The following is a 26,080-nucleotide window of genomic DNA, read 5'->3' as shown; positions in this document are numbered from 1 at the left end:
ACCCCGAAATCAATTATTTTCAAAATTGCTTATAAAAGCAGAGAGTCCATTATATATTCCCAAGGAGCATTTTTTCAAGTAGTCCGGAGAATTTAAAAGCTTAATTTCAGTTTTATTGCTGATAAAGCCTAATTCAATTAAAACGCTGGGCATTTTGACATTACGTACCACAAACCACTGATTTTCACGTATTCCCCTATTGGGACTTTTTTTTCCGATTTGAGCATCCAATCCGTCCAAAATATTTTGGGCCATTAAAATACTTTCCATAGTAAATTCTTCTTCCATCATCGAATTCAATATGGAATGAATTTCTTTCGGCACGGTTTTTTTATCGACTACTTCACGCCTGTATTCCGGAGGAAGATACCAGACCTCAAAACCGGCTGCCTTTGAGCTAAGGGATGCATTTACATGGATGGAAACATAGAGAATACTTTCATTTTTTTTTAATTTTACCGAATTTGCCATGTTTACCCTGTCTTCAAGGGTCGGATAGACATCCTTATTTCTGGTTAAAAGAATTTTTTTATCCGGATAGGCCTTTTTAAGCATCTTGTACAGATCTAAGCTGACCTTTAAGGCGATATCTTTTTCGTATAAGACAAATGTTTTTTTATTTTCGACATAAGAGCCGACACAGCCGGGATCTTTTCCCCCATGTCCGGGATCTATCAAGATAACCCCTACCCTATAATTTTCTTCTTTTTGAGGTACGGCAAAAAAAGTTTCAAGCTTTTTATACATTTCACCGCTTATAAAGGTAAGACCGTCTTTTTGATAGGGAGGCTGAGTAAAATCGGCTTTTTCGTTATCAAAAATTATAAGACTTTCCCCTATTTTGCAGCTTACCTGAGAATTATTTTTTATAAAAATAAGTTCTTGCGAAAGCGGATCCCATGAAATATCGAGATCAAGCCTTCCTGCGGCATCGGTAACCGAAACTCCCGCAGAAAAAGCTTTTAAACAAAGAAAAACCAAGAGAAAAATAGAAAAAAAAGCCTTATTTGCCCTATTTTTCATTAAAAATTAAATAGTATCAAGACAGGCAATGCCGGGGAGAACTTTTCCTTCAAGGAATTCGAGGGAAGCTCCGCCGCCGGTAGAAACATGACTCATCTTATCGGCAAGATTGAACTTATTTACGGCAGCAACCGAATCACCTCCGCCTACGATTGTAAGTGCACCTTTTTCCGTTGCAGCTGCTACAAGGCGGGCAGTTTCTTCCGTTCCCTTTGAAAAAGCCTCAAACTCAAAAACGCCTACGGGGCCGTTCCAGACAATGGACTTTGACGACAAAATAATCTCTTTATAAAGAGCCAAGGTCTTAGGTCCTACATCCATTCCCATAAGATTATCGGGAATATCTGTGCTTTCAACTAAAACGGCTTCGGCATTGGGAGAAAAGGTTTCGGAACAGATATGATCAACAGGAAGGATTATCTTTACACCCTGTTTTTCAGCCTTATCCAAAAGATTTTTAGCAGTATCCATAAAATCTTCTTCAAATAAGGATTTTCCGATTTTCTTTCCTTGAACCTTTAAGAAGGTGTAGGCCATTCCTCCTCCGATAATTAAAGAAGAGGCATTTTTTAAAAGGCTTTCCAAAACTGCAATTTTGGAAGAAACCTTTGCTCCTCCTATAATTGCCGTCATGGGCTTTGCAGGATTATTTAACATTGGCTCAAGGTATTTAATTTCCTTTTCCATAAGAAAACCGGCTACCTTTGTATTGACAAAGTTTGAAATTTCGGCTGTAGAAGCATGAGAGCGGTGAGCCGTTCCAAAAGCATCATTTACGTAGATATCGCCGTACAAGCTGAGTTCTTTTGCCAAGATTTGCTGCTCGGCCTTTTCCTTTGAAGTTTCTTCTTTGTGGAAGCGGGTGTTTTCAAGCATGAGGATTCCGCCCTGTGGAAGAGCTTTTACCCTTTCAAGCTGCCCCATGCAGGAGGGAGCAAAATCAACAGGAAGTTTAAGAAGGCCGGATAAATATTCTGCAACAGGTTTCATCCTGTGCTTTCCGTTAATATAAGCTTCCTCATCAAAGGGTTTTCCGTCTTTTTCGGCCTTTTCCTTGGCTTTTTTTGCATCTTTTGAAGGATCACCCAAATGGCTCATCAAAACAAGGCTTCTTGCTCCTTGTTCCAATATATATTTTATTGTAGGAAGAGCCGCCCTAATCCGCGTATCATCCTGCACTACTCCATCCTTCATAGGAACGTTAAAATCTACACGCATTATTATGCGTTTATCCTTTAAATTTACATCTTTTACAGTCTTAATCATATTACCCTCCAATAAGATTTTTATTTTAGGCAGCCTCTAAAAACATCCGTTTTTAGAAGATTATCTTTCGATAATCGGTTTCTTTAAATTTATTCGTTTTCTTTTTTGAATTCGATGAAGTCTATTTCAACACCGTTAGGATCTACGGCCGTTAAAATCTTTTTACCGTCTTTTACGGTTCTTGGAGGAGCCGTTATACGGACATTTTTAGCTTTTAGGTACTTTTCGGCCTCACTTATCTGATCGACCTGAACGGTAAGAGAAAGTCGGCTGCCATTTTGCGGCTTAGAAACATCATGACTTATGAGCTCAAGATTCATTCCGCTGTCAGGTTCCGTTAAAAAAGCAATTCTTTTTCCCGGAGCGGCCGACATCATATAATTAAAAGTAAATCCAAGTACTTTTTCATAAAATTCAAGTGATTTTTCCATTTCATCCGTGCGGATGGCAACACTGTTTAAAAACATTTGTATACCTCTTTAAAAAAAAGTATAACATAATCATTATCATAAGTCAATTAAGAGTCAATCATTTTAGCCGTCTATAAATTTTTAAAAAAAAATAGCGAGGGCTTGACTTTTCTTTTTAATAACTTATACTTATGTACGTGTTGTATCGTGTAAACTTGTCAATAAAATTAAAAGCTTATTTATGGTTACAACCAAATGAGAATTTTCTCAAAAAAATTATTCCGTAAAATTACGGAAAAGGAGAATGAAATGAAAAAACTTATTTTTGTTTTTTTATTGGTTGCATTGCTTGCAACACCTTTGGCTGCACTTGATTTCAGTGCAGGTGGCGATTTTAGCTTTGCTCATATGTTGAACATAGTTAAAGTTGAAGATGTAAAAGGAACTACTTCTGTGAATTTTTTAGGTGTTAACGGTTTCTTTGATGCCGAATACGTAAGAGCAGGCTTAGGAGTAAATTTCCTCGTCGGCGGAATAACGGCAAAACTTGAAAATGCAGGTCCTCTTTCAGGAACAACTAAAGATAATAAGACATCTTTAATAAATTTCCGCCTTTCGGTTTTGGGAAAATACCCCTTTACCATTGCCGAGATTGTAAAGCTATACCCCTTAGCCGGTATGGAAGTGGATTTCAATGTTTCAACTAAGTATGACGGTAAGAATGCAAAAGAGCATCTGTCTGATGATGAAAAAAGTGACTTAAATCATTACTACCTAGTTTTAGGTGCAGGAGCCGATATCACTGTTACAGGCAATCTCTTTGTAACACCCAAAGCAACTTTCGGTTTTGATTTGAGACAGAACTCGACTGCAAAAGCAGCAAAGAAAGCCGGTGCAAACGTAAAAGGCGCTCATCAAATGAAGTTAGAATTCGGTCTAGGCGTAGGCTATAAGTTCTAATTTTACACCAAACCTTAAAAGCTCCATCTTGAGGATGGGGCTTTTTTTTATGCATTCGTAAAAAAAACTTGGTTTACTTGAAAAAAAAGCTCTTATCGGCTAAAATACTTTTTATGAAGATTACGGAAAAGATTTTAATTGTGGATTTCGGCGGTCAGTATAATCAGCTCATAGCAAGGCGCGTGCGTGACCTAAATGTTTATTCGGATATTGTTCCGGCCTCAAAGGCCATTGATTACATAAGGGAAAATAAGCCCATAGGTATAATTTTTACGGGAGGGCCTAACAGCGTTTATGAAGAAAAAGCTCCCCTGCCCCCAAAAGAAATTTTTAACTTAAATATTCCGATTTTAGGCATTTGTTACGGTATGCAGGCCATGGCCCATTGCCTAGGCGGCAAGGTCGAAAAAAGCTTAAAAAGAGAATTCGGCAAAACCTTAACAAAATTCGACACAGGTATTCCGCTATTTAAAAATATAAAAGATAAATCTTCGGTTTGGATGAGTCATGTCGACTGCGTTTCCCGCCTGCCTGAAGGCTTTGTTTCGGCAGCTCAAACGGCAAATACAAAAAATGCGGCTATGGCAAATAAAGAAAAAAAACTTTACGGCATTCAATTCCATGCCGAAGTCGAACATTCCGAAGAAGGGCAAAATATAATCAAAAACTTTTTATACAATGTTTGCGGTGCTAAAGGCGATTGGAATATGAAAAGCTTTTTGGCTGAGGCTATAAAAGATGTACAAAATACGGTAAAAGACGGCAAGGTGCTTTTAGCCCTATCGGGAGGAGTAGATTCTTCCGTGCTTGCGGCTCTTTTAAATAGGGCTGTCGGTAAAAATCTGACCTGCATTTTTGTGGATCACGGCCTTATGCGTAAAAATGAGGGAGATGAGGTAGAGGCAGCCTTTAGAGATGCTCCAATGAACTTTATCCGCGTAAATGCGGAAAGCCGTTTTTTGGGCAAGCTAAAAGGCGTTTCAGACCCTGAAAAAAAACGGAAAATAATCGGCGAAGAATTTATCCGCGTTTTTGAAGAAGAAGCCAAAAAAATCGGAACTGTGGACTTCCTTGCCCAAGGCACAATTTACGCCGATGTAGTTGAAAGCGGTACCAAGGGTTCCGCCGTAATCAAAAGCCATCATAATGTCGGAGGCCTTCCCGATCACATAAGTTTTAAGTCCCTCATCGAGCCCTTAAAAACGCTTTTTAAGGACGAAATACGAAACTTAGGCACGGAGCTCGGCCTCCCCGATTATTTGGTACACCGTCAGCCCTTCCCCGGTCCCGGCCTTGCCATAAGAATCATGGGCGAAATAACCGAAGAAAAGCTCGATATTTTAAGGGAAGCCGATGCTATCTGGCGGAGCGAACTTGAGCATGCTGACATAAAAAAGGATTTAAGCCAGTATTTTGCCGTTCTTACCTCAACAAAGACGGTGGGCGTTATGGGCGACTTCAGAACCTATGACTACACCCTCGCCCTGCGTGCAGTAAAAACCTCGGACTTTATGTCAGCCGACTGGGTACGCATTCCCTACGAGATTTTAGACAAAGTCTCTTCCCGTATTATAAACGAGGTAAAGGGCATCAATCGAATAGTCTACGACATAACTTCAAAACCGCCTGCTACGATTGAGTGGGAGTGATAAAGGTGGTATACTAAATAAGGAGGTTCACTATGACAACAAAAACTCTCAAAGAAAAAGCAATGGTACTCGTACCCTTCTTGCTGCTTTTGCTTTTACAGCCGGCTGTTTACGCTCAAACAAACGGCACCATGCCTAAACGCAAATTCGTCATTGCATTTCACGCAAGCGTAAATACCGACAAAACGGGCAAAAACCTCATAAAAGAACTGCCCGATTTACAAAAACGGGGAATCAACACGCTTTTTCTCGAAATAGGCTACAACTATCAATGGAAAAGCGACCCGAAACTCTATAACAAATATGTGCTTTCCGAAACCGTCGCACGCGAAATTGCAGCAGAATGCCGCAGGCTTTCCATCGACCTCATCCCCGAAATAAACTGCCTCGGCCATCAATCGTGGGAAAACGAAACCTTCGCCCTGCTCAAAGCCTACCCCGAGCTGGACGAAACGCCGGGCCTCTACCCCGGCAATAAGGATATTTATTGCCGCAGCCTCTGTTCTTCCAATGAAAAAGTCTACACGATTTTATTCGGTTTAATCGACGAAATTACAGAAGTTTTTTCGGTAAAAAAAATACACGTCGGCTTGGATGAGGTGTTTTTGATCGGCGAAGACGCATGCCCCCTTTGCCGCGGAAAAGACAAGGCCGAACTGTTCGCCGGTGCCGTGAACAGACTCTACGATCACTGTGTCAAAAAACGCGGGTTTACAATGTATATGTGGGGCGACCGTCTCATCGACAGCGAGGATGAAGATAGCGGTTATAAGGGCGAATACGAAAGCTCGTGTAACGGAACCTACCCCGCCGTAGACCTCATTCCTAAGGACATAATCATCTGCGACTGGCACTATGACGAGCTGGAGCGCTACGGCTCCATTCCTTATTTTTTAAACAAGGGGTTCCGTGTTCTGCCGACAAGTTTCAAGGGCATTAAAGCGGTAAACGCTCTCATCGACTATTCGCTTTTATACAAGAATAACCCTGCGATGCTCGGGCACATGTACACGGCATGGGACAATTTTACAAACAAAAATCTCTCACGGTATAAACCGATGGTTAAAACGATAGACAAACTGAAGGCCGGGAATTAGTAAAATCTAAAAACATACTATAGAAGTTAGGTCAGACATATTTTTAGCCAAAAAAATAACTTGTATAAATGGCTGAAATTTGTTAAATTAGACGCTATGGCAGAAGCTACACGAGAGATACTGAATAGAATTTATTCTCCTATAATCCATAAATCACATGAACTGCATAGAACATTGATAAAACAATATACAGGCAGCAAAATAAACAGAGGTTTCTTTAATGGTCATTATCATAAAAATTCCGAAGGAGAGTATCAGCCGGATATGTACCCTATCCCTGTAATCAGCTTTATCGGATTATGTGATATTGAGTTCGATTTTGATACTGTTTCAATTACAACAAAGATATCAAGGAATCAAATACAACTTTTTGACTGGAATATAATTAGTTCTGTTCACTTCGAAATATACGGCGTTGAAAACTATCTTAAAGATTATGGCAGTGAACAAAATTACGATAAAATTGGAGATAATATCGCATCATCTACCGAAAAAGAATTCTTTGTTTCTATATATTTCCCTTTTATTACAAGTATTGAGGACTTAGCCAAATTTTTGACAATTTTACAAAAAAACAATTTCTATTATTAATCCGGCAAATGAAACAATATTCTTCCCAAAAATACTTGACGAGAATAAGGCTTACTTTTTTGTCTCCGTCTTCCCGTCTTTTAGCTCCAAGCCTTTTTCGAATAAAAAGCTGATGTAGTAGTCTTCAATCGTATTTTTAGGGCCGGCGGCGTTGAGGCGTTTGCGGGCATCGGCATTGTTTCGGCGCTGTACATATGAAGAATAAAAATGGCGAGGATCGGAATTATCAAAATCCAGTTTTTTATTTAAGAGCTTGGCAACATCTTCCCTGCCCATTGCAGGTATTTTACAGCTTACCAACTGATTGCGTACATAGAGAATATCTTCATATGAGATGCCGAATAAAAACTCTTCCAGCGACTGCCCTATAATCTTATTGGATAGTTTTGCAAGCATAAAACTTTGCCAAGAATCATCCAATTTGGAAGAAAGTAAAAAAAGCTCGCTGGTGCCCATCATCGTACCGAATACCGGAGCTATTGTGTCACGGGCAGTCCAAACGCGGGTTAGAACGGGAGCAAAAGAAGTTGTGTTTTGATCCAAACGGTGCTCCCAAAGATAGGTTAAGGCATTTGCGACCTTTTCTCGTTTTTGTTTATCCAAAATATTGCTGTCCAAAATCGAAATATAAACGTCTTCGGACATAATCGTAAACATGATATTCATAGTAGCCGCTCTAAGTTCTTCAATTTTTTCTTCCGAAAATGATGAATTTGAAGCGACCTTGGTAAGAGCAGAAAATATATGGAATTTTGCAACAAGAAAACCGCGGCCCAATACGGCCTTTGTGGGCATTGAAAGAGTACGGGCATCGGAAGGAGTTTTACACAGAGTTTCTATGAGTGTTTCTTGACTGCGTTTTTGGCCTGCAAGAATGCTTGTCTCATGGATCGAAGGAAAGTGGGAAATCGCAACCGACATTCTTTCCAAATCCATGAGTTTCTTTCCTATTTCCAATACAGTGGACTTGTATTCTTCATTCAATTGTTCAAAAGCATATTTGACCAATGTTCTTTCATGATCATTTAGAACAACTATGTCTGTAGAGATTATAGTTCCGAGTCCTGCATTATCTATTGTCATATTTTTTCGCAACTTCTCCAATATGCAATTACCTAATGTATAGAAAGAATATTATATCATATTGTAACGAATTTAAAAAGGGCTTTTTTATCTAAAACCATAGAAATTTGGTAAAAATAGGCGGTACTCATTGACATAAAACCTTTTTACATGCAATATATTCATTCATAAATGTTAGTTCGATACGGTCAAAATGCCGAAGGAAAGCAGGTTCGGCAGGCTTTGGTCTATACTAAGGATGAGCACAAGATTGCTCTCGAAAAAATAGACATTGAAGCCGTAAAAATTATACAGCGTTTAAATTCTCAAGGTTTTGAAGCCTATATAGTAGGAGGAGCAGTAAGAGACTTATTGATAGGTCATGTTCCAAAAGATTTCGATATAGCGACCTCAGCCGAACCTTCAAAAATACGAAAAATGTTCAGGAATTCCAGAGTAATAGGCCGGCGTTTTAGGCTGGTTCATATATTTTTTGGAGAAAAGATATATGAGGTAAGCACCTTTAGATCAACGGAAGATGGAAGCATAGGAAACAAATTCGGCACAATAGATGAAGACGTTCACCGAAGGGATTTTACTTTAAATGCTCTTTATTACGACCCCATACATGAACTTGTAATCGATTATGTAGACGGAGTTAAGGATATAAGAGCAAAAAAAATAAGACCTATTATTCCTCTACAGCTTATCTTTTCGGAAGATCCGGTAAGAATGATTCGGGCTATAAAGTATGCGGCAATGACGAATTCCGGTATTCCTTTTTTCCTTCAGCTTCAAATACGAAAAAATGCCCATCTTTTGGAATTTGTATCCCCTTCAAGAATAACCGAAGAAATAAATAAGATTATTTTTAGCGGGCATGCAAGCGATATTATAAAAAAGCTTTTGGATTTTAAGCTCTATGTTTACCTACAGCCTGGGGCATGCGCCTTTATAGATTCGTCTTCAAAATTTAAAAAGATATATATAGAAAATCTTGCTCTTTTGGATAAGGAAGTTGACGCTAAACCTCAAATAAAACAGGGAGAATGTTTAAAATCATTACTTAAAGATTACATCAGACTGATTGCAAATCCCGAAGGGCCGCCGCAAGAAGTTTATACCTATGTTTACAAGGAATGCAGGCACTTTATTCTCCCCATGAATCCTCAAAGAAAGGAATTGGAATTTGCGGTAAAAAGCGTTTTAAATGATTTGGGAATAAAGGTATCAATGGACAGAACCCAAGTACGCCCTGCAAAACTCGGCAAACAGGTTAAGCATAGACGCAAGAAAAAGGCTAAAAAACAAGAAGCTCTTAAAGATACGGATTAAATCAACCCGTATCTTTAAGGCTCAATAAAATTACAGATATTAAACTCTGATAAGTTTATGAGCTATCGGGGCAGGATTTTTGATTGTGGCGTGTACCGGACAGCTGTCGTCAACCAAAGCCATAAATTTTTCAAGCTCCTCATCGGAAGCATCGGACTTAATATGATATATTGTTTCAATATCGGAAAGTCCCAGTGTACCCGGTCTAAAAAAGCCTATACATTCAACAGCCAAATAATCCAGTTTGAGACCTTTTTTCTTTGCAATTACCTTTGAAGTAACACACTTACAGGCTCCCAAACCGCTTAAAAGAAGTTCTATCGGGTTCATTCCTAAATCGGTTCCCCCGAAACTCAAGGGCTCATCCGCAATAATTTTCTTGCCTGATGCCTCACATTCAACTTTAAAACCTTCGCCTAAATCTATTTCGGCTTTTGTTCTAAATTCTTTTGCCATAATTTCTCCTATAAATATTCCCTAGTTATTTTTTTAAGGGAGATTTTAAACCTTTTTTTATTTCAGCAGCCAATTTTTGAATTTCTTCAAACCTATCCTGTTGTTTTAACTCTAAACTTATATAATACAATTGATTGATTTTTTCCGTATCGGATTTTTTTATATCATTCATAAAAAGAATTTCATCATAAAATGTATACTGATCTTGATTATATGGTTTCGCATTATAAGGAGCTGCTTGATTTATTTTTTGCTGCCACTGTTCTATATTTTTTTCGGGAGCTTCCTTAGGCGGTTTTAAATTTTTTGAGAGCCCGATATATATATAATCATCGCTTCTGGCCTTTGTAAACATTTGCAAGTTACGCACTTCAATACCGGGCGTACTGCCTTTTAAATTAAATCCTAAAGAAAGCACTAAGGTAGTTTCTTTATCACTTGAAAAGTCTTTTTTGGATATTGAAAAATCATAATCTCCGGCTTTTATAATCGTATTCTTTGAATTAAAATCAAATTTAATTGCTGCAAGCATAGGGTCAATAGGATAATCTTTGGGCGATAAAGATAAAAATTCTTTCCAATCTCCGAAATTTGCATTATACGAAGGTAGAATATAGTCGGTCATAAAACTATAATCAAGGTTATGTCCGTTCCTTGTAGAAGAAATAGCATCAATTTTACTCATAACATATATTCCTCCGGGAACAGGAAGAGAATACGATATAACTTCCCCGTCTGCAAAGGGAAGCTCCCAATAATTTACAAGCCATTTTCTACCGTAAACATCTATATGACTTTCAGACCTTGATGCCTGTCCGTAAGATAAAACAGGAACTTTTTCTCCTGCGACGGTCCTATAAATACGATCAGCACTTAAAATATAGTCCATATATAATTTAGGGGATTGTATAAGTTCTTTTTCGCTTACATTATCAGGCTTTTTTATCAAAGCCATGGTTGAATTAAGCATTTTACCGTAAACTACTTTGCCGTTTTGAGGAAGCTTATATTCTTTTAGATCATTGGGAATAAATAATCCCCACTTTTTATTTCCCTGACGGGCCAAATGAAGAGGAAAAGAAGGAGCCCAAGCTCCATACATAATCTCTTCCGAACCCAAGGCCTTGGTAAAGGATTCGGCTCCTGAAAAACTATATTTTTTCTTCAAGTCATCTATAATGCTGAGTGTAAATTTTTTATAATCGGACAGGACCGATTTTCGAACCTCCGTCAGCTTTTTGGGTAATTTTTCTTCATACTTAAATTCATAAAAACTGCTTTCTTCAAGAATATGAGGCAGCCTATAAAAAATAGGAAGATAGACCGTACCTACATTTTTTGCAATATTCTTTGTTTCGGCAAAGGGAAGTGCATAGTTTAAATTTTCATTTTCGCTTTTCATGGTAATAATTCCCAAAACCATTCCATCAGGTGAAATAAGCGGCCCTCCTGAATTGCCGGGGCTGGCTGCAGCCGAAAACCTAAGCCACTTCCATTTTCCGTTTCTTTCTTCAAAGGTTTGGCTTGTAAGAAGACCGTTACGGATTATAATGCCTTCGCCCAAAGCATTGCCGACGGAAAAGGTGGGGGTATTTAAGTTGAATTCATTTAAGGCTGAAAGGCCTTCGCCTTTTACATGCTTATAATTTTCTGCCTCAAAAATTATAAAATCCTTTTCAACAGAGTAACTTAAAACCGATCCTACCTTATAAATATCCCCCGATACCGAACGGAGGTTGTAGTCGTTATAAAAACTTTCTTCATAAAGGTTAAAAACATGGGCGGCAGAATAGAATTTGCCGTCATCCATTAAAAAAGCGGTTCCTATGGGAATATATTTGTCGTTTCGTATTGCAAATGGAATCCTTTCCATGGGAAGTTTTTTTTCATATTCCAGCTTCCCTTCTTCCGGTTTTAAAACAACAACTTCAAATACGGCTCCGTTTATTTTTTTTAGAACTTCGGGACTTAGAACAGCCTGAGCTCCCAAAATCTGAAAAACTACCGCAAAAAATAAAATCATAAAAATGTGCTTAAATTTCATCATAACAAACATACCTCATCATACAATAAATCTACGTATTAAACAATATCATATTATCTCTTAATTAACAAGAGTATAAGAATTATAAAAAACGGCCGTACTTGGTACAGCCGTCAATAATATTAGTTCAATTTATTTTCTGCAAGAATTGCCTTGTATGATTTTAAATCGGTAAAGACTTCTTCTTTAAGCGGATTACGCTTCGTTTTGCTTATAATATATAGTTCGTAAGCAAATACTGCAAGGTTTACAATCAAAGCAGCAACAGCCAATACTGTTTTCGGAGCGGCAGCCTGAGTTGATGTAATGCCGAACCAATCCGTATATGAGGCATAATTAGCAGTAAGCGAGAACATTGCAAAGATCGCAAGAGTCTGAGCTCTATGCTGAAGCCATGCGCCTTTTCGGAATAAGAATTCTGCAACCGTACATGAAACTATCAATGTAAATCCTGCATAAAAAGATCGGTTTGAGATACAGTTATAGCAATAAGAAATATTCCATAAATCGTATGCAATAATCCAAAACCATAATTGATCAGCCCAAATCATATCCCGTGATTTTGTATTGCTTATCTTTATTTTTAACCAGCCTGAAAGAGAAAGGCAAAGAAATATACCTGCAATTGCATTTATAATATTCCAAGGGCCTCCTTCCATCAAAAGACCGCCGCGTACTACCCCATGCATAGAATAGCACTCAATATCCGCATAAACAGCTTCCAAAATATTGATAACCAAAATCAGCATGGGAAAGGTAAGCATAAATTTGTTTGTTTCAAGTTTTTTTACATAGCGCAAAAGCATAAAACCTATTACACCAGCCAAGGCCGAATAAGTTTTTACCCATGCAAACCATGTTGCACCTGAACTTCCGTTTGCAGTCGTGATAGGCCAAACAAAGATAGAAAAAACAATCGGTAAAGCAACATAAAAGATAATAGAAATCCATTTGCTCCTTCTTGTCAATTCATTAAGCCCTATAAGCATGACCAGTAAAAAGACAAACCCAATTACAGTTTTTAATGTATAACCTGTAAAGAAAAACATTTTAATACCTCCATAAATAAAATTACAAAATAACTTCCAAGTCGCTTATAGGATAAACTTTGCACGAATGGATATAATTAAAAAGTTCATCCGCATATCGGCTTAAAACTCCGCGAGCCGTAAAAACAGTTCCGGAAACCAAACGAATTCTGCATAAACTGCATTCACCGCTTCGGCAGCATACATTCATTCTTATACCGGATCTTTCCAGAGCAGTCAGAACGCTTTCACCGGATAAGGCAGGAATTTTCTTATCTCCGACTTTTATCGTAAAAGTTTCTTTTCCGCTTAAGTTCTTGGGCCAGCCCGGTTCGTTTTGAATATCCTGTCGTGCACCGAACATTTCACGCCTTATGTGTTTAGGCAAAATACCTATTTCGGTTAAAGTCTTGCTGCAAAACTGGTTCATAATTTCAGGGCCGCAAATATAATAGGTAGCATTTTTATAATCCGGAACAAGGGCCTTTATACATTCGGCATCGATAAAACCCGTTCGGTATTTTTTACACTCGGGATCATTCGACACAACCAAAGAATAATGGAAATTCTTAAATTCGGCAGAAAGACGAGTTAACTCTTCATGATTTATAGCAAGATCTTCATTCCGCGTTCCGTAGATAAGATAAACTTCTCTATCCAAACCGGCATGAAGTATTTCCCTGCTCATCGAAAGAAAGGGGGTTATACCGCTTCCGCCGGCCAAAAAGACCTGTCTTTTATGATGAAAAACCGGATTAAAATGAAATACACCTGCTGGGCCGTTAGCTTCAAACCTATCCCCGGCTTTTACGTTATCAATCAGATAATCGGAGACAAAACCTTTTTCCTGTCTTGCAACAATAATTTCAAAATAGCTTCGCTCTTTAGGAGAAGAAGAAAGGCTGTAAGGCCTTGAAGTTCTTACCCCTTCAATTTGAACAAAGAGGTTGATATACTGCCCTGCTTCAAAAATCGGTAAAAAACCTGTTTCGCTTACAAAGCGGATTTTTTTTGCATAATTGCCGATATTTTCCGTTTCAGAAACTATGAGTTTCATAATACTGGGGTGATATTGATTTATTTTTTTCTCGACAGCCGATGCATCAACCGTAATATCCTTTCCTATTCTTTTTGAAACAGCCAATTCATTTAATATATTTGCTCCGTTTTCCATACGGCTTATAATAAGAGTTTTAAGATCACTCATTGTCCATCTCCTTTAATAATGACGAGGCAAGTTTATCGGCAAACATATAATTAGGTCCGAAACCGCAGGTATTTACCCATCCGCTTGCAAAAACCAAGTTAGGAATAACATTATCCGTTGCAGGAAAGAAAAATACCGAAGAGCGTAAATCCTGTTCATATCCGTAAATGGCTCCGGAAGGATGTCCCAGATACCTCATATGAGTTAAGGGAGTTGCAACTTCTATTTCTTCAATATGACTGCGTAAACCGGGGAAACGCTTTTCGAGCCTGTAAATTATCGTTGAAGCTAGCTCATATTTTTTTTGGTGGTATTCTTCAGGCGAAAGTTTTTCCCATGCTTCCGAATATTTAAGAGTGCCGGCCGTAATTATACTTGTACCCGGAGGCGAAACTTTGGGATCGTCTACGGTATAGCAGGTAGAAATAATCGGATCGATTGAGGTGTCAAGCTTATAGGCATTTTTAAAATCTTCATTTGCATCCAAACTTGAATATGTCAAATTAAAAGAGTCGGTAAAGCCGATTGTTTCAGGCGGACAGTCCAGCCCGATAAAACAAGTTAAAGCGGAAATACCGGGTTTATAACTTTTAAAATACGATCGGATTGAATCCGGAATTTCTTCTTTTTGTAAAAGTTTTGCATAGGTTTGAGTAGGCGAAATATTGGATATTATCTTCTTTGCTCTAAACTCTTCTCCTTCATCATCGATAACACCACAGGCTTTTCCGTTTTCGATAATAATGCGTTCAACCTTTTTATTAAATAAAATAGTTCCGCCGTTTTCCCGAATCATCTCTGTAAGGGCCTGACTTATAACTTGAGAACCTCCCCGCACATAAAAGGGCTTATCTTCGGTGTAAATATAAGTACACATCGCAAGAATCGTAAAAGGAAAGTTTTCCGGAGCGACACCCATAAAGCACCAATAAGCAGAAAGGCATAATTGCAGAGCCTTGTCCTTAAAAAACTCATCAAGAACATCCTGAGTGCTGCGTACGGCATACTTTGTCAAAGTAGGATATACGGAAGGAAATAATGTTTTGGTAAGCCATTTTTTTAGTCCTGAAGGCTCTCCTGTAGAACCTGCACTTTTTGCCCTAAAAGAATTTATCTCTTCATTGAACTTATAAACGGTTTGATAATACCTTTTGATGTTTTCAGCTTCTGCAGGAAATTCTTTAATCAGTTTTTTTTGAACTTCTTCTTTATCTGCAGGAAGAGTAATTCCCCGTCCATCAGGCAAATTGATTTTATATAAAGACTCGATAGGAATCCATTCGATTTTATCTTCGATTCCGTATCGTCTAAATTGCTTACGAAGCGGACCGGGGTTTTCCTTTGTTCCCATGGAGCTTAGCTGATGTAAAGCAACTTCAAATTCAAAACGGCCTCGGCAAAAACTTGTACCGCAGCCGCCGGGGATATTGTGTTTTTCCAACACGCATACCTTTTTTCCGGCCTGAGAAAGACTTGCAGCAGATGCAAGCCCTCCGTTTCCGGCTCCTATAATAACGACATCATAATTTTTCATAAAGCATTAAAATCCCTTACCGGTAAAGAACATAATAATCGGAACAGCCATTAATATTAAGTTCACAATCATTAAGATACACTGCACCTTTGAGGTTTTTATTTTTTTGCAAAGTTTTATCATTGATTCATGTTTAAATTCATTTTCAACAAACTTTTTGCACGAAATTTGAAAAACGCCTCCGGTTGTAAGAGAGTTTGCACGGAATACCAGCCAAAAGCCGGGAGTGCCTGTAATACATATTCCCAAAAGAGGCATAAGAAGAATACCCACATGTTCAAGAGCAACGGAGGGACTAAACTCGCCGATTACAAAGAGCCAGTTCCAAATCGTATAAGCCAAAATCCAGCAAACTGTTCCCAGCATAAAAACATTTTTAGAAGCAAAAAGACCTTCTCCGAAAACACCAGCCTCGGCCTTATAAATACCTGTAAGAGGTCCCATATATTCGGGCAGCCAAGAACCGGCAAGACAAAAAACGGAAGCAGCAAGAACCAAACCGGTAACAAAATTATACGGCTGTTTATTTTTTAATAAATCGGTAAAAGTTGCTTCCAAAATATTGATAACCAAAAAAATAAGAACAATTTTAACAAAGAGGTCTCCGTTCATAAGGTTAAACAAAACAAGAACGATAAGAGTTCTCATTATTATGAGGGTCGAAAGTTTGAGCCTCTCAAACATTACCATCTTGCATACAAATAACACTACTATGGGAGCAATAATGTTGATAGGAACATTTGCCCAAAGCGGAAAAAATGATGTTAAAAATGTAGCACAGGTTAAAAGTACGGTAAAAATAAACCAATTAAGATAGGCTTTATTTTTTTTTGCGTTCATATAAATCTCCTTGAAAAAGGATTATATACCAAAGTAAAAAAAAACGCAATAAATTAATTAAAAAATTATCTATAATGATTTATATAATAAAACCTAATTCAATAGTTTTTCAATATCTTTTTTTAAGTCTTCAGGTGCAACAGTCGGAGCATAGGCGGTAACTCTTTCTCCCGTTTTATCGACTAAGAATTTGGCAAAATTCCATTTTATGTCTTCACCGTTTGAAGCTTTTTTTAAAAAAGAAAAAATAGGTTCGGTATTTTCACCGTTGACTTCAATTTTTGCCATTATGGGGAAAGAAACCCCATACTTACTTTGAGCAAAATTTCTGATTTCCTCGTTTGTGCCCGGATCTTGACCGCCGAATTGATTACATGGAAAAGCTGCAACAAGGAATTTTTTATCCCTGTATTCTTTGTATAATGCTTCCAAACCTTGGAAGTGAGGAGTAAGTCCTCACTCACAAGCCGTGTTCACGATTAAAATAACATAATCTTTGTAATCATTAAAAGAAAAGTTATTTCCTAAGCTGTCCTTAACTGTGTAATTATAAATTCCCATTAAATTTCTCCTTAAAAATTTCGTTTAATGTTTTTGTAATTTTTAATCCCAAGGATTCATCAAATTTTATTTCCTTCCTGTCATAGGTAAAAATTCCATTTATTTCGTCTTCCACATCGCTTACTTGCGTATAGATTGAAGCACTCAAGCCCTTTTCAATAGCAGGGAAAACATCCTTTGTATAAAGCTTCCAAACAGCATCATTCAACTCTTCTTTGGTTCCAAACATTTTGTAGCCGAATAGAATATCAGAGCTCATGTGTTCTTGAGCCGGCAAACTGAAGCCTCCGAATTCAGTAAGGGCCAGTACCCTGCCCCGCTTATCTTTTTTAGGTCTAAAGGCCTTATAGTAAATGTGGCAACTGTGAAAGTCCCCGGCTCCCTGATCGAAGTAACCGCTTGCATGGTCGATTAGGCGGGCAGCATCTTTTTTGCGTACAAAGGAGGCTGCTGAGGCGGCATCAAACTGGCCCCAACCTTCGTTAAAAGGAACCCAGACTGCAAGAGATGTTATGCCATACAATAAATCGATAGTACGTTCCGCATCGCGCATAAAATTTTTCCGGCCGGTTTCGCTTTTTCTTCCGTGAAGAGCATAACGGCTTTTTCCGTCTTTAAAATTAAAGCCAAGCCAAGGAGCATACTTTACGACAAAGTCCTTATATGGGCCGCCTCCGCTTACAAAATCCTGCCAAACAAGCATTCCGATTTTATCGCAGTGATAATACCAGCGAAGCGGTTCTATTTTTATGTGTTTTCTGAGCATATTAAAACCCATGTTTTTAATCGTTTTAATTTCCCATATCATAGCCTCGTCGGAAGGAGGAGTGTACATGCCGTCACTCCAATAGCCCTGATCCAATAGACCGTGATGAAAAATAGGCTTTCCGTTTAAGCTTAAAACGGGCCCCGCTTTTCCTTTAAGAATACCGAATTCCCTCATACCGAAATAGGACCGTATACTGTCTTTTCCCACTTTAATTTCAAGGTCATATAAAAAAGGGCTTTCCGGGCTCCATCTTTTAAAATCATCGGGCATTTTTACAAGGGCGCGGTTGTTTTGAAAGTTTCCTTCTGCAACCGCTTTTTCCCCGTCAAAGATTTTAACCGAAGCATTGGCTGTAATAGGAGACAAATCGGTTCCGCTCATACAAAGCTCCAATTCAACCTCTGCCTTCTTAAAGTGAGGGGTTATTTTTACACTCTGAATATAGGTTTCGGGAACTCTTTCAGCCCATACAGTTTGCCAAATACCGCTTTGTCCTGTGTACCAAATCTCTCCGCGGTTGAGGGTCTGCTTTCCGTAAGCTTCATCGTCCGTATCCGTATTATCCGTAACGGAGACTACAACTTCGTTTTCGCCGTCCTTTAAAAAAACGCTTATATCGAAATAAAATGGCCAATAGCCCCCGTAATGGGAGCCTGCCTTTTTTCCGTTTATATAGACCGAACAATGCTGATCAACCGCCCCGAAATGCAATAAAAGCCTTTCCCCATCCTTACACTTTTCAAAGACAAATTCTCTGCGGTACCATAATCTTTTTCCGGGAAGAAGCTGTCTTTGTACTCCTGAAAGCAGACTCTCGGGTGAAAAAGGAACTATGATAGTTCCATCCCATGTTTTGGGAGCCTCTTCGGTTTCGGTTATTGCATAGTCCCATCGTCCGTTTAAACACTGCCAGTTTTCTCTTACAAGTTGAGGCCGAGGATATTCGTTTAAGGGACAGTCTCTGTTTAGGCTTTCGCCCCAAGGCGTTAAAAGCGGTTTTATAGGTTTATTTTTTCTCATAGGATTCAGTGTCCTTAGGCTCATTGTTTTTTCGCTTATTGTAAAGCTTAGATGCAAAGTAAAGTGGAATAAAGGCGCATAGGGCTAAAACGGCACCCCATACATAGATAGACTCTACTGGAATATTTTCGGTTATGCCGAATTCGTTTACCACGGAACCAGCCCCATTTTTTACCAAAAAATTTCCTATTATCGTTCCGATAATCATCGGAGTCAACACAAAAAAGAGAATACGCATACCTTCAAACTGTCCTCGCGAAGTTTCGGGGTATAGCTCTTTTACCCACATCGTCATCGATTGGGTTACAAGAATCTGTCCCGTACCGGCTAAAAATACGGACAAAAAAAGAGGAATATTTTGCAGACTGAACACTGCATCAGGGTTGACCGAGGCCGGCTTTATAAAAAGAGATAAAATACAAAGGCCCAAACTGTTAAGAATAATTGCAAATGCGGCAAGGCGCGGGGTTCGGCTTTTATTTATAAGGCCGATTGCAGGAATAACCGATAAGGAGGCAGCAAGCAAACTTAAACCCTGAATTATTCCCATGCGGGCAGCATCAAAGCCCATGCGGTAAATCATCCAGTTTCCCATGTGAACAAAATAAACGTTAAACGAAATAAAAAAGACGGCTGTCGTTATACAGGCGAGCATCAGTTCTTTATGCGAAAAAAAGCCTTCAGCCTTAAAAATCGCAGCAAACTGTTTGCCAAAAGAACCCTCCTTATGCGGTTTTAAATCGGGAGCATCCTTTAACAAAAAAAGTGAAATAAGACCGGTACCTATGACAAACAAACCCATAGACCAAAAAAGACGCTGGTAATTATTTTCGGCTCCTATTAAAAGACCGCCCAGCACAGTGCCGACTATAGTACCTATAACGGGCTGAATTGCAAGCACAGCCCCAACCTGTCCGCGGTTTTTATCCGTTGTCATATCGTTGCTCCATGCGTTGTAGCCCGAATCGTTTCCCATCGAACCGAAAAAACTCATAAAATCGTCGGCAAGGATAACAAGAACTGCAGCCCATACAGATACCTTAGCCCCTGTTCCTACCTGCCCTCTTCCTACAAATTCGGTTAAGCCGAAAAGGATGGTGGTAAGCCCCCAGACGATGTAGCCTATCGAAACAAAGCGGCGCCTTGAGCCTATCCTATCGGATAAGGTACCGAATAAAAAAGTTGAAAAGGTTGTTACTAATGCACTCGTAATAACCATAAGGGTTACTATCGAAGAATCTTTTGCTATTTTAGCATATACGAAGGTATTAAACCACTGGTTTTCGATGTTCCAGCATAACTGCCCTGCAAGGCCCAAGCCCCACATTAAAAACCAAAAGCGCTTTGTACCGATAAGAGCATCTTTTTTTATATCCGTGTTTTTAAGCATTTACAAAAATCTCCTCCGCCTATACTCTAAAATAAGAGAGAATTATTGTCAAGCGACAGAGTAAAAAAATCCTTTATTTTTAATTTTCAATTTACACTAGACAAGGCACCTAGATAAATGCTATCATCACGGGTTCTATGATAAAAAAAGACGATAATTATGCTCTTTTAGGAATTTCACCTGAAGCCTCGGTTGCCGAGATCAAAACTGCTTTTAGAAAAAAAGCAAAACTCCATCATCCCGATTTAACTCGGCACAAAACAGGAGAAGAAAAAGAAAAATCCGAGTCGGCTATGAGGCTTCTTTTAAATGCCTATCAAAACCTCTTAAAAGAAAAAACGAACAGTGAAAATCCCTTTGATTATTTCGATTTTTTTTCAAAGAAAAATGCAGCCGAAAGTTTTGATTACCGGCTATGGCTTTTAAAAAAAACGGACTACGAAAGCCGTGCTAAGCTCATCTTCTTTGATCTTTTTCACGGATTGGAACAATCTGCCGTAGAAGAATACAATAAAAGAAGAAGCGAGGCTGGAGGCTTCTACCTTTCAAAGTATTTTAATAAAGAAGATTTTATGGACTGCGGCTTTGTTCTTGCAGAAGAGCTTTATTTCCGCGGAGAGTATTATGAGTCTTTTTTGCTTTTAGAAGAAATCTTTTATTTGGAAAAACAAAAACCCTACTTTAAACATTTTTTTCCCGAAGTTACCGACTTGATAAAATCCATCATAAACGATAAACTGCATAGGTATGTTGAAGACGAGCTTGCCCTAGACTGTTATGAAGCGGCTTTGAAATTTGATTTTAAAAAGATAGATAGGGCTAACATTTTTAAGCGTATGTCCGAAATATATTATAGGTTTGGCGACACATATAAAGCTTCACAATATGTCAATGAGGCAATGAAGCTTAGTCCAAAATTAAAAGGAATTAAAATTATTCAAAATCAACTGGAGAATCATTATGATTATAATTAAAACGGAAGAACAAATTAACGGAATCAGAAAATCATGCAAGGCCCTTGCTCAACTCTTTGAAGAATTAAAACCCGTAATCAAGCCCGGTATTAGTACAAAAGAGCTGGATGATTTTTGTGTTAATTACATAAAAAAAATCGGCGGTGTTCCCGCATGGTATTCCGAAGGATTCCCTGGAGCTGCCTGTATTTCTATAAACGAAGAGGTTATTCACGGCATTCCAGGTAAAAGAATAGTAAAAGACGGAGACCTTGTTTCGATGGATATAGGAATAGACCTAGGAGGATACATCAGCGATTCTTGTGTAACCTATCCTGTCGGCAATGTTTCAAAAGAAAACCTCAAACTTTTAGAGGTTACCACCAGGTGTCTCTATGCAGGGATTGAAGCATGTAAGGCAGGCAAAAGAGTTTCCGACATTTCAAAGGCTGTCTTTAATTTGGCTAGCGCCCACAATTACGGGGTAGTTTATGACTATTGCGGACACGGCGTAGGTCTCGGCGTACACGAAGATCCGAGTATTCCTAATGTGCCTGAAAGAATGAGGCCAAATCCCCGTCTAAGGGCAGGAATGGTAGTTGCAATAGAGCCTATGATTAACATGGGAACGGCCGATGTCGAGGTAAAAAATGACGGTTGGACTGTCGTAACGGCCGATAAGTCGGTTTCTTGCCACATGGAACACACGGTAGCCATCTTTGAAGACCACACCGAAATCTTATCGCAGTTATAGGAAGGCCACTTTGATGAATTCGATTATTTCGTGGAATGTAAACGGCATCAGGGCCGTAGAAAAAAAAGGCTTTTTGGATTGGCTTAATACCGAAAATCCCGATGTGCTTTGCGTACAGGAAACAAAGGCAGCAAAAGCTCAGCTTAGCAAGGAGCTTACCGAACCCGACCTGCCTAACGGAAAATATTTTGCCTATTGGGCTTCTGCAAAAAAAGCAGGTTATTCGGGAACCGCTATATTTACAAAAAAAGAACCTCTGCAGGTAAGAACTATGGGCTTAAAGGAATTTGATGATGAAGGAAGGGTTTTGGTTGCAGACTTTGACAAGGTTTCGATTATTTCGGCTTATTTTCCCAACTCGCAAGACGGAGGAGCCCGCCTAGACTACAAGCTGGACTTTTGTGCAGCAATCCTCGAATTTTGCGATTCTATCCAAGAAGAAGGAAACAATGTAATACTTTGCGGAGACTACAACATAGCTCACAAACCCATAGACCTTGCAAACCCTAAGAGTAACGAAAAAAATCCCGGCTACCTCCCCGAAGAAAGGGCATGGATGGACGAGTTTACCTCATCGGGTTATACCGACACCTTTAGGCATTTTTGCAAAGAGCCCGCAAAATACACATGGTGGAGCTACCGCTTTAGAGCCAGAGAAAAAAATATCGGTTGGAGACTGGATTATCACTGTGTAAACGATTCCTTTTTAGCTAAGATAAAAGAATCAATCATTTTGGACGGAGTAATGGGATCGGATCACTGCCCCGTCAAGTTAATCTATTAGTTAAGGCAATTAAAAATCAAGGACAACCGGTGAGCAAAACTCACCTCAAAAAACCGAACTTTTTCGAAGTTTCCTATTGACATAATTTGGAAAAACTGATAATATCGCCTGTGTTACGCCGTTGTAGCTCAGTCGGTAGAGCAAAGGACTGAAAATCCTTGTGTCGACAGTTCGATTCTGTCCGACGGCACTTAAAGGGATATAAGATTTTCTTATATCCCTTTTTTTATTAAAAATTATCATAAATTTTGTCTTTTTTTACATATTTTAAATAAAAAATTTAAGTTTTTTTTGTATAAACCCGATAATGTAATTAACGGTCGGGGTTATGACGGCATTATTTTGACATCCGGATGCCGTTTTTCTTAACCGATAATGATACGTTTTGAATCTTATTTCAAGAACGTTTAATTTAGAGATTGGCAAAAGTGCCAATCTCTTTTTTTTTTACACCGCTTTTATATTGCCTTTTTTATATGTAAATGTTATAATAAAGATATAGAAATTTATGATAAGGAGTATGCAAATGGCTTATAAAATTTCTAACGAATGCACGAACTGTGCTGCGTGCGAAAGTGAATGCCCCGTAAACGCTATCAGCGAAGCCGGCGGCAAACACGTAATTGATGCTGATACATGTATCAGCTGTGGTGCTTGTGCAGGCGTTTGCCCTGTGGAAGCAATCTCAGAGGAATAATCGGCTTAAATTTTTAGGCAGGTTAAACCTTAATCACGAGTCCGGAGGGTTTTTATGAGTTTTGGAAAAATTATTAAGGGATACGGGTCCGTTTTTTTCGGCCTGTTGACCTTTTCGGCCATCGCCGGAGTGTGCGTACTTGCAGGTATTGCAGTAGCCTACCCCTTGTGGCTCTTAGCTGCTACAAATGTGAGTTTGTACACAATAATTTCCATAAGCATCTTTGTATGCGGGATTCTTTACCTATTGGTAAAAAAAGCAGTCAAGGCATATAAAAAAAGCCCTCGCGGACTCATCATTTCCATCTTAAAAAAAATAACCGTAATAGGCGGTCTTATCTTATGTATCAAATTGGTTTTGACATTTAATAAAATACCGGCATTAGTTGTACTTATTTTAATTTTTGTTATCTACGGTTTTTTAGCCTTCGGTATAGACCAATCAAAAAATAACGGTAATGAAGGCTTTTAAATTTCTATTTTTGTTCTTTTTTTTATCGGGCTCAATCTTAAAGGCCCAAGTCCCCTACCCTCAAATAGAAAAATTACATATTGACGATTATATCTTTGTTCAATATTGCGATGATGTAGCAGATGCACGCAAGGCTTTAGCCTTAGCCAAAACAGGAAATGAACTGCCTATCAGATTTTATACGTACAAGGCGAACAGTGAAGACACCATAATAAAAATCGCAGCACGTTGTTCTATTCCTTATGATGCAATCGTTACATTAAATAGAATTGAGTCAGTCCAAACAGACATTGCAGGACGGGTTCTGATTCTTCCGACAATGCCGGCGGTTTATCTTCCTGAAAAAGCCCTCTCAAGTATCGAAAAACTCACTGAAGCTCTTTTTAGAAAGAATAAAACGGAACCGCTAAAAATAAAAATATACGGCCCTGAAGAAAAACGGGAAATCTTTTGTTTTCCGGGAGAGATTTTTGACGGAACGGTAAGAGCCTTTTTCTTTATGCCTTTTTACCGTTTTCCTCTTAAAGATGCGGTTATAACTTCGGGCTTCGGAAAAAGGCAGGACCCATTTACCGGCAAGGCAAGTTATCATCCGGGAATAGACATTGCAGCTCCCACGGGGAGCCCTGTCATGGCCTGTGCCGCAGGCAGGGTAAAGGAAATATCTTATAACAAGGTTTATGGAAACTATATTATTTTAACCCATACCGACGGAAGAGCCAGCCTATATGGCCATTTGAGCAAGGTCTATGCGAGCTTGAATGAAACCATAAAATCGGGTACAATTATCGGTGCTGTGGGTTCTACAGGAATGTCTACGGGACCGCATCTTCATTTTGAAATACATGAGCAAGGTATACCGAAAAATCCTGCCAATTTTGTAAACACACAAAAATAGGAAGTTATGATAAACAGTTAGGCAAAATTCAGCCTCACTGTTATCTGCTTATTATGGGAGTTAACATGAAAGAAACTAAGTTCTTAACCGATGAATACAAAGAAGAATTCGACAAGCTTGTATCTCATCCCATTCAATCATGGGTTTGGGGCGACTTTAAAAAAAGTATGGGAGCTGTTCCCGAAAGGATAGGTTTCTTTGAAGACGAAAAATTAAAAAACGGAATTCAGATTATTTTTTCTAAAATACCTAAGACTAATTATACGGTTGGTATAGCCTCAAAAACAATAATGCCGGAACAAGAACACATCGAAGCCTTAAAAGAGGCGGCAAAAAAACATAGAGCCGTATTTATAAAAGTAGAACCGGATGTATTTAGTCCTGTACAAAAAGATAAGTCTTTAGAAGAGACTTCTTCGGATGCAGGATTTTTAGAAGATCCTATTGAAGACAAGAAAAAAATCTTGTTGAAAAACGGAGCAAAGAACGGAAAGCCTTTTTTTGAAAAATATAATTTTCTTTTAAATATAGAAAAAACCGAAGAAGAGCTTTTAGCCTCTTTTCATTCCAAAACAAGGTATAATATCCGCCTTGCCGAAAAAAAAGGAGTAAGCATAATAGATAAGAGCACGGAAGAAGGCATGGAAGATTATATAAGACTTATGGAAGAAACTACAAAAAGACAGGGCTTTTTTAACCATAACGGGGAATACTTTAGACGGATGTTCAAAATCTTCCCAAAAGATACCCTTAGAATATTCGAAGCCGTTTATGGAGATGAAGTTTTAACTGCATGGATTCTTTTTAAATTTAACGGAAAACTTTATTACCCTTATGGAGCTTCAAGCAATAGTCATAGGGAATTGATGCCCAATAACCTCATCATGTGGAAGGCTATTCAGTACGGGAAAAAGTTAAATTGCTCTGTTTTTGATCTTTGGGGCTGTTTAGGCCCAAACCCTGATACCGAAAATTCATGGTACGGTTTTCATAAATTTAAGGCAGGATATAATCCTCAGTTGGTAGAATACATAGGCACATTCGACTTTGTATATAAGCCTTTTATGTACAAACTTTTTAATCTTGCAGATAAAATCAGATGGATTATTTTAAAAAATAAACGCAGATAACTTTAAGTTTTTGTATCCTTAGCCGATAAATAAATATCGGCGGATGGTTCCCCTCCCACCCACCGTCCGCCGATAGCCTGATGGGCGGGCCGGTTTTTTAACCGGCTCTTTTTTTTTATCAAGCCTTTTATGATAAAGACGGACTTCTCTA

General features: G+C 38.6%; 25 protein-coding genes and 1 tRNA gene. 13 read left to right on the top strand and 13 right to left on the bottom strand.

Annotated elements, in window-relative coordinates; translation table 11 throughout:
• Positions 1–9 precede the first annotated feature (9 nt).
• The 3 genes from HYB91_RS04795 to HYB91_RS04785 form a co-directional block, all read right to left on the bottom strand.
• Positions 10–1,023, bottom strand: a complete 1,014-nt coding sequence (locus tag HYB91_RS04795; protein WP_002670925.1) for an N-acetylmuramoyl-L-alanine amidase — start codon at positions 1,021–1,023, stop codon at positions 10–12.
• A gap of 6 nt (positions 1,024–1,029) precedes the next feature.
• Positions 1,030–2,289: a phosphoglycerate kinase gene (gene pgk, locus HYB91_RS04790; RefSeq protein ID WP_002670924.1), complete on the bottom strand. Its 1,260-nt coding sequence runs from the start codon at positions 2,287–2,289 to the stop codon at positions 1,030–1,032.
• Between the two features lie 89 nt (positions 2,290–2,378).
• A complete protein-coding gene (locus HYB91_RS04785; protein ID WP_002669403.1) occupies positions 2,379–2,756 on the bottom strand; it encodes a VOC family protein in 378 nt (125 codons plus the stop codon).
• Positions 2,757–3,008: 252 nt separating this feature from the next.
• Between HYB91_RS04785 and HYB91_RS04780 the strand changes: the two genes are divergently transcribed.
• The 4 genes from HYB91_RS04780 (at position 3,009) to HYB91_RS04765 (ending at position 6,996) form a co-directional block, all read left to right on the top strand.
• Entirely contained in the window at positions 3,009–3,659 is a 651-nt protein-coding gene (locus tag HYB91_RS04780) for a TDE1717 family outer membrane beta-barrel protein (RefSeq protein ID WP_002678489.1), read from the top strand.
• Between the two features lie 104 nt (positions 3,660–3,763).
• Positions 3,764–5,308 carry a glutamine-hydrolyzing GMP synthase gene (gene guaA, locus HYB91_RS04775; protein WP_371922094.1) on the top strand — a complete coding sequence of 515 codons (1,545 nt, stop codon included), beginning with the start codon at positions 3,764–3,766 and terminating at the stop codon, positions 5,306–5,308.
• Positions 5,309–5,340: 32 nt separating this feature from the next.
• Positions 5,341–6,405 (top strand): family 20 glycosylhydrolase, encoded by a 1,065-nt coding sequence (locus HYB91_RS04770; protein WP_002678493.1) that lies wholly within the window; start codon positions 5,341–5,343, stop codon positions 6,403–6,405.
• A 96-nt stretch (positions 6,406–6,501) separates the two neighbouring features.
• A complete protein-coding gene (locus HYB91_RS04765; RefSeq protein WP_002678495.1) occupies positions 6,502–6,996 on the top strand; it encodes a hypothetical protein in 495 nt (164 codons plus the stop codon).
• A 51-nt stretch (positions 6,997–7,047) separates the two neighbouring features.
• Here the strand turns inward: HYB91_RS04765 and HYB91_RS04760 are convergent, their stop codons facing one another.
• Positions 7,048–8,079 (bottom strand): hypothetical protein, encoded by a 1,032-nt coding sequence (locus tag HYB91_RS04760; RefSeq protein WP_002678497.1) that lies wholly within the window; start codon positions 8,077–8,079, stop codon positions 7,048–7,050.
• A 171-nt stretch (positions 8,080–8,250) separates the two neighbouring features.
• On the opposite strand from HYB91_RS04760, the gene pcnB reads away from it, so the two are divergent.
• On the top strand, positions 8,251–9,393 hold the full coding sequence (gene pcnB, locus HYB91_RS04755) for a polynucleotide adenylyltransferase PcnB (protein ID WP_002678499.1): 1,143 nt from the start codon (positions 8,251–8,253) through the stop codon (positions 9,391–9,393).
• Positions 9,394–9,432: 39 nt separating this feature from the next.
• On the opposite strand, the gene HYB91_RS04750 is transcribed toward pcnB, so the two are convergent.
• From HYB91_RS04750 to HYB91_RS04710, 9 genes are all read right to left on the bottom strand, one after another.
• Positions 9,433–9,849, bottom strand: coding sequence for an OsmC family protein (locus HYB91_RS04750; protein ID WP_002669420.1), 417 nt, complete (start codon positions 9,847–9,849; stop codon positions 9,433–9,435).
• A gap of 25 nt (positions 9,850–9,874) precedes the next feature.
• Positions 9,875–11,896 (bottom strand): S1 family peptidase, encoded by a 2,022-nt coding sequence (locus tag HYB91_RS04745; protein ID WP_002678501.1) that lies wholly within the window; start codon positions 11,894–11,896, stop codon positions 9,875–9,877.
• Between the two features lie 119 nt (positions 11,897–12,015).
• A complete protein-coding gene (locus HYB91_RS04740) occupies positions 12,016–12,942 on the bottom strand; it encodes a DUF5692 family protein (protein ID WP_002670917.1) in 927 nt (308 codons plus the stop codon).
• A 22-nt stretch (positions 12,943–12,964) separates the two neighbouring features.
• Positions 12,965–14,128 (bottom strand): iron-sulfur cluster-binding domain-containing protein, encoded by a 1,164-nt coding sequence (locus HYB91_RS04735; RefSeq protein ID WP_002678507.1) that lies wholly within the window; start codon positions 14,126–14,128, stop codon positions 12,965–12,967.
• The gene (locus HYB91_RS04730) at positions 14,121–15,662 is read right to left on the bottom strand and encodes a phytoene desaturase family protein (RefSeq protein WP_002678509.1); all 1,542 of its coding nucleotides are present in this window, start codon (positions 15,660–15,662) and stop codon (positions 14,121–14,123) included. The genes HYB91_RS04735 and HYB91_RS04730 overlap by 8 nt, the downstream gene beginning before the upstream one ends.
• 6 nt (positions 15,663–15,668) lie before the next feature.
• On the bottom strand, positions 15,669–16,502 hold the full coding sequence (locus HYB91_RS04725; RefSeq protein WP_002678513.1) for a DUF5692 family protein: 834 nt from the start codon (positions 16,500–16,502) through the stop codon (positions 15,669–15,671).
• Positions 16,503–16,595: 93 nt separating this feature from the next.
• Positions 16,596–17,063 carry a glutathione peroxidase gene (locus HYB91_RS04720; RefSeq protein ID WP_080612226.1) on the bottom strand — a complete coding sequence of 156 codons (468 nt, stop codon included), beginning with the start codon at positions 17,061–17,063 and terminating at the stop codon, positions 16,596–16,598.
• Complete coding sequence (locus HYB91_RS04715; protein WP_002678516.1) at positions 17,050–18,852, bottom strand: glycoside hydrolase family 2 protein; 1,803 nt, start codon at positions 18,850–18,852, stop codon at positions 17,050–17,052. The genes HYB91_RS04720 and HYB91_RS04715 overlap by 14 nt, the downstream gene beginning before the upstream one ends.
• Positions 18,839–20,242 (bottom strand): MFS transporter, encoded by a 1,404-nt coding sequence (locus HYB91_RS04710; RefSeq protein ID WP_002678517.1) that lies wholly within the window; start codon positions 20,240–20,242, stop codon positions 18,839–18,841. The genes HYB91_RS04715 and HYB91_RS04710 overlap by 14 nt, the downstream gene beginning before the upstream one ends.
• A gap of 137 nt (positions 20,243–20,379) precedes the next feature.
• Between HYB91_RS04710 and HYB91_RS04705 the strand changes: the two genes are divergently transcribed.
• The 8 genes from HYB91_RS04705 to HYB91_RS04670 all read left to right on the top strand — a co-directional run bounded on the left by HYB91_RS04705 (position 20,380) and on the right by HYB91_RS04670 (position 25,929).
• On the top strand, positions 20,380–21,216 hold the full coding sequence (locus tag HYB91_RS04705) for a DnaJ domain-containing protein (protein ID WP_002678520.1): 837 nt from the start codon (positions 20,380–20,382) through the stop codon (positions 21,214–21,216).
• On the top strand, positions 21,203–21,949 hold the full coding sequence (map, locus tag HYB91_RS04700; RefSeq protein ID WP_002678522.1) for a type I methionyl aminopeptidase: 747 nt from the start codon (positions 21,203–21,205) through the stop codon (positions 21,947–21,949). Before HYB91_RS04705 ends, map begins: the two co-directional genes overlap by 14 nt.
• A gap of 13 nt (positions 21,950–21,962) precedes the next feature.
• Positions 21,963–22,733 (top strand): exodeoxyribonuclease III, encoded by a 771-nt coding sequence (locus tag HYB91_RS04695; RefSeq protein ID WP_002678526.1) that lies wholly within the window; start codon positions 21,963–21,965, stop codon positions 22,731–22,733.
• A gap of 117 nt (positions 22,734–22,850) precedes the next feature.
• Positions 22,851–22,923, top strand: a tRNA-Phe gene (locus HYB91_RS04690).
• Between the two features lie 336 nt (positions 22,924–23,259).
• Positions 23,260–23,430 carry a DUF362 domain-containing protein gene (locus HYB91_RS04685; protein ID WP_002670897.1) on the top strand — a complete coding sequence of 57 codons (171 nt, stop codon included), beginning with the start codon at positions 23,260–23,262 and terminating at the stop codon, positions 23,428–23,430.
• Between the two features lie 54 nt (positions 23,431–23,484).
• A complete protein-coding gene (locus tag HYB91_RS04680; protein ID WP_002670896.1) occupies positions 23,485–23,901 on the top strand; it encodes a hypothetical protein in 417 nt (138 codons plus the stop codon).
• Positions 23,888–24,799, top strand: coding sequence for a LysM peptidoglycan-binding domain-containing M23 family metallopeptidase (locus HYB91_RS04675; RefSeq protein ID WP_002678529.1), 912 nt, complete (start codon positions 23,888–23,890; stop codon positions 24,797–24,799). The genes HYB91_RS04680 and HYB91_RS04675 overlap by 14 nt, the downstream gene beginning before the upstream one ends.
• A gap of 65 nt (positions 24,800–24,864) precedes the next feature.
• Positions 24,865–25,929: a lipid II:glycine glycyltransferase FemX gene (locus HYB91_RS04670; protein WP_002678530.1), complete on the top strand. Its 1,065-nt coding sequence runs from the start codon at positions 24,865–24,867 to the stop codon at positions 25,927–25,929.
• The last annotated feature ends 151 nt before the right edge of the window (positions 25,930–26,080 follow it).

Source organism: Treponema sp. B152 (assembly GCF_024181665.1).
In the GTDB taxonomy this organism is placed as follows: Bacteria; Spirochaetota; Spirochaetia; order Treponematales; family Treponemataceae; genus Treponema_B; species Treponema_B denticola.
The sequence above is the reverse complement of the archived record's forward strand: the minus strand, read 5'-3'. Positions and strand labels throughout refer to the sequence as shown.

Excerpts from the sequence above, each read along its gene's own strand:
- HYB91_RS04795 (WP_002670925.1), bottom strand. The coding sequence starts at position 1,023 with ATGAAAAATAGGGCAAATAAGGCTTTTTTTTCTATTTTTCTCTTGGTT.
- pgk (WP_002670924.1), bottom strand. The coding sequence starts at position 2,289 with ATGATTAAGACTGTAAAAGATGTAAATTTAAAGGATAAACGCATAATA.
- HYB91_RS04785 (WP_002669403.1), bottom strand. The coding sequence starts at position 2,756 with ATGTTTTTAAACAGTGTTGCCATCCGCACGGATGAAATGGAAAAATCA.
- HYB91_RS04780 (WP_002678489.1), top strand. The coding sequence starts at position 3,009 with ATGAAAAAACTTATTTTTGTTTTTTTATTGGTTGCATTGCTTGCAACA.
- HYB91_RS04770 (WP_002678493.1), top strand. The coding sequence starts at position 5,341 with ATGACAACAAAAACTCTCAAAGAAAAAGCAATGGTACTCGTACCCTTC.
- HYB91_RS04765 (WP_002678495.1), top strand. The coding sequence starts at position 6,502 with ATGGCAGAAGCTACACGAGAGATACTGAATAGAATTTATTCTCCTATA.
- HYB91_RS04760 (WP_002678497.1), bottom strand. The coding sequence starts at position 8,079 with ATGACAATAGATAATGCAGGACTCGGAACTATAATCTCTACAGACATA.
- pcnB (WP_002678499.1), top strand. The coding sequence starts at position 8,251 with ATGTTAGTTCGATACGGTCAAAATGCCGAAGGAAAGCAGGTTCGGCAG.
- HYB91_RS04750 (WP_002669420.1), bottom strand. The coding sequence starts at position 9,849 with ATGGCAAAAGAATTTAGAACAAAAGCCGAAATAGATTTAGGCGAAGGT.
- HYB91_RS04745 (WP_002678501.1), bottom strand. The coding sequence starts at position 11,896 with ATGATGAAATTTAAGCACATTTTTATGATTTTATTTTTTGCGGTAGTT.
- HYB91_RS04740 (WP_002670917.1), bottom strand. The coding sequence starts at position 12,942 with ATGTTTTTCTTTACAGGTTATACATTAAAAACTGTAATTGGGTTTGTC.
- HYB91_RS04735 (WP_002678507.1), bottom strand. The coding sequence starts at position 14,128 with ATGAGTGATCTTAAAACTCTTATTATAAGCCGTATGGAAAACGGAGCA.
- HYB91_RS04730 (WP_002678509.1), bottom strand. The coding sequence starts at position 15,662 with ATGAAAAATTATGATGTCGTTATTATAGGAGCCGGAAACGGAGGGCTT.
- HYB91_RS04725 (WP_002678513.1), bottom strand. The coding sequence starts at position 16,502 with ATGAACGCAAAAAAAAATAAAGCCTATCTTAATTGGTTTATTTTTACC.
- HYB91_RS04715 (WP_002678516.1), bottom strand. The coding sequence starts at position 18,852 with ATGAGAAAAAATAAACCTATAAAACCGCTTTTAACGCCTTGGGGCGAA.
- HYB91_RS04710 (WP_002678517.1), bottom strand. The coding sequence starts at position 20,242 with ATGCTTAAAAACACGGATATAAAAAAAGATGCTCTTATCGGTACAAAG.
- HYB91_RS04705 (WP_002678520.1), top strand. The coding sequence starts at position 20,380 with ATGATAAAAAAAGACGATAATTATGCTCTTTTAGGAATTTCACCTGAA.
- map (WP_002678522.1), top strand. The coding sequence starts at position 21,203 with ATGATTATAATTAAAACGGAAGAACAAATTAACGGAATCAGAAAATCA.
- HYB91_RS04695 (WP_002678526.1), top strand. The coding sequence starts at position 21,963 with ATGAATTCGATTATTTCGTGGAATGTAAACGGCATCAGGGCCGTAGAA.
- HYB91_RS04685 (WP_002670897.1), top strand. The coding sequence starts at position 23,260 with ATGGCTTATAAAATTTCTAACGAATGCACGAACTGTGCTGCGTGCGAA.
- HYB91_RS04680 (WP_002670896.1), top strand. The coding sequence starts at position 23,485 with ATGAGTTTTGGAAAAATTATTAAGGGATACGGGTCCGTTTTTTTCGGC.
- HYB91_RS04675 (WP_002678529.1), top strand. The coding sequence starts at position 23,888 with ATGAAGGCTTTTAAATTTCTATTTTTGTTCTTTTTTTTATCGGGCTCA.
- HYB91_RS04670 (WP_002678530.1), top strand. The coding sequence starts at position 24,865 with ATGAAAGAAACTAAGTTCTTAACCGATGAATACAAAGAAGAATTCGAC.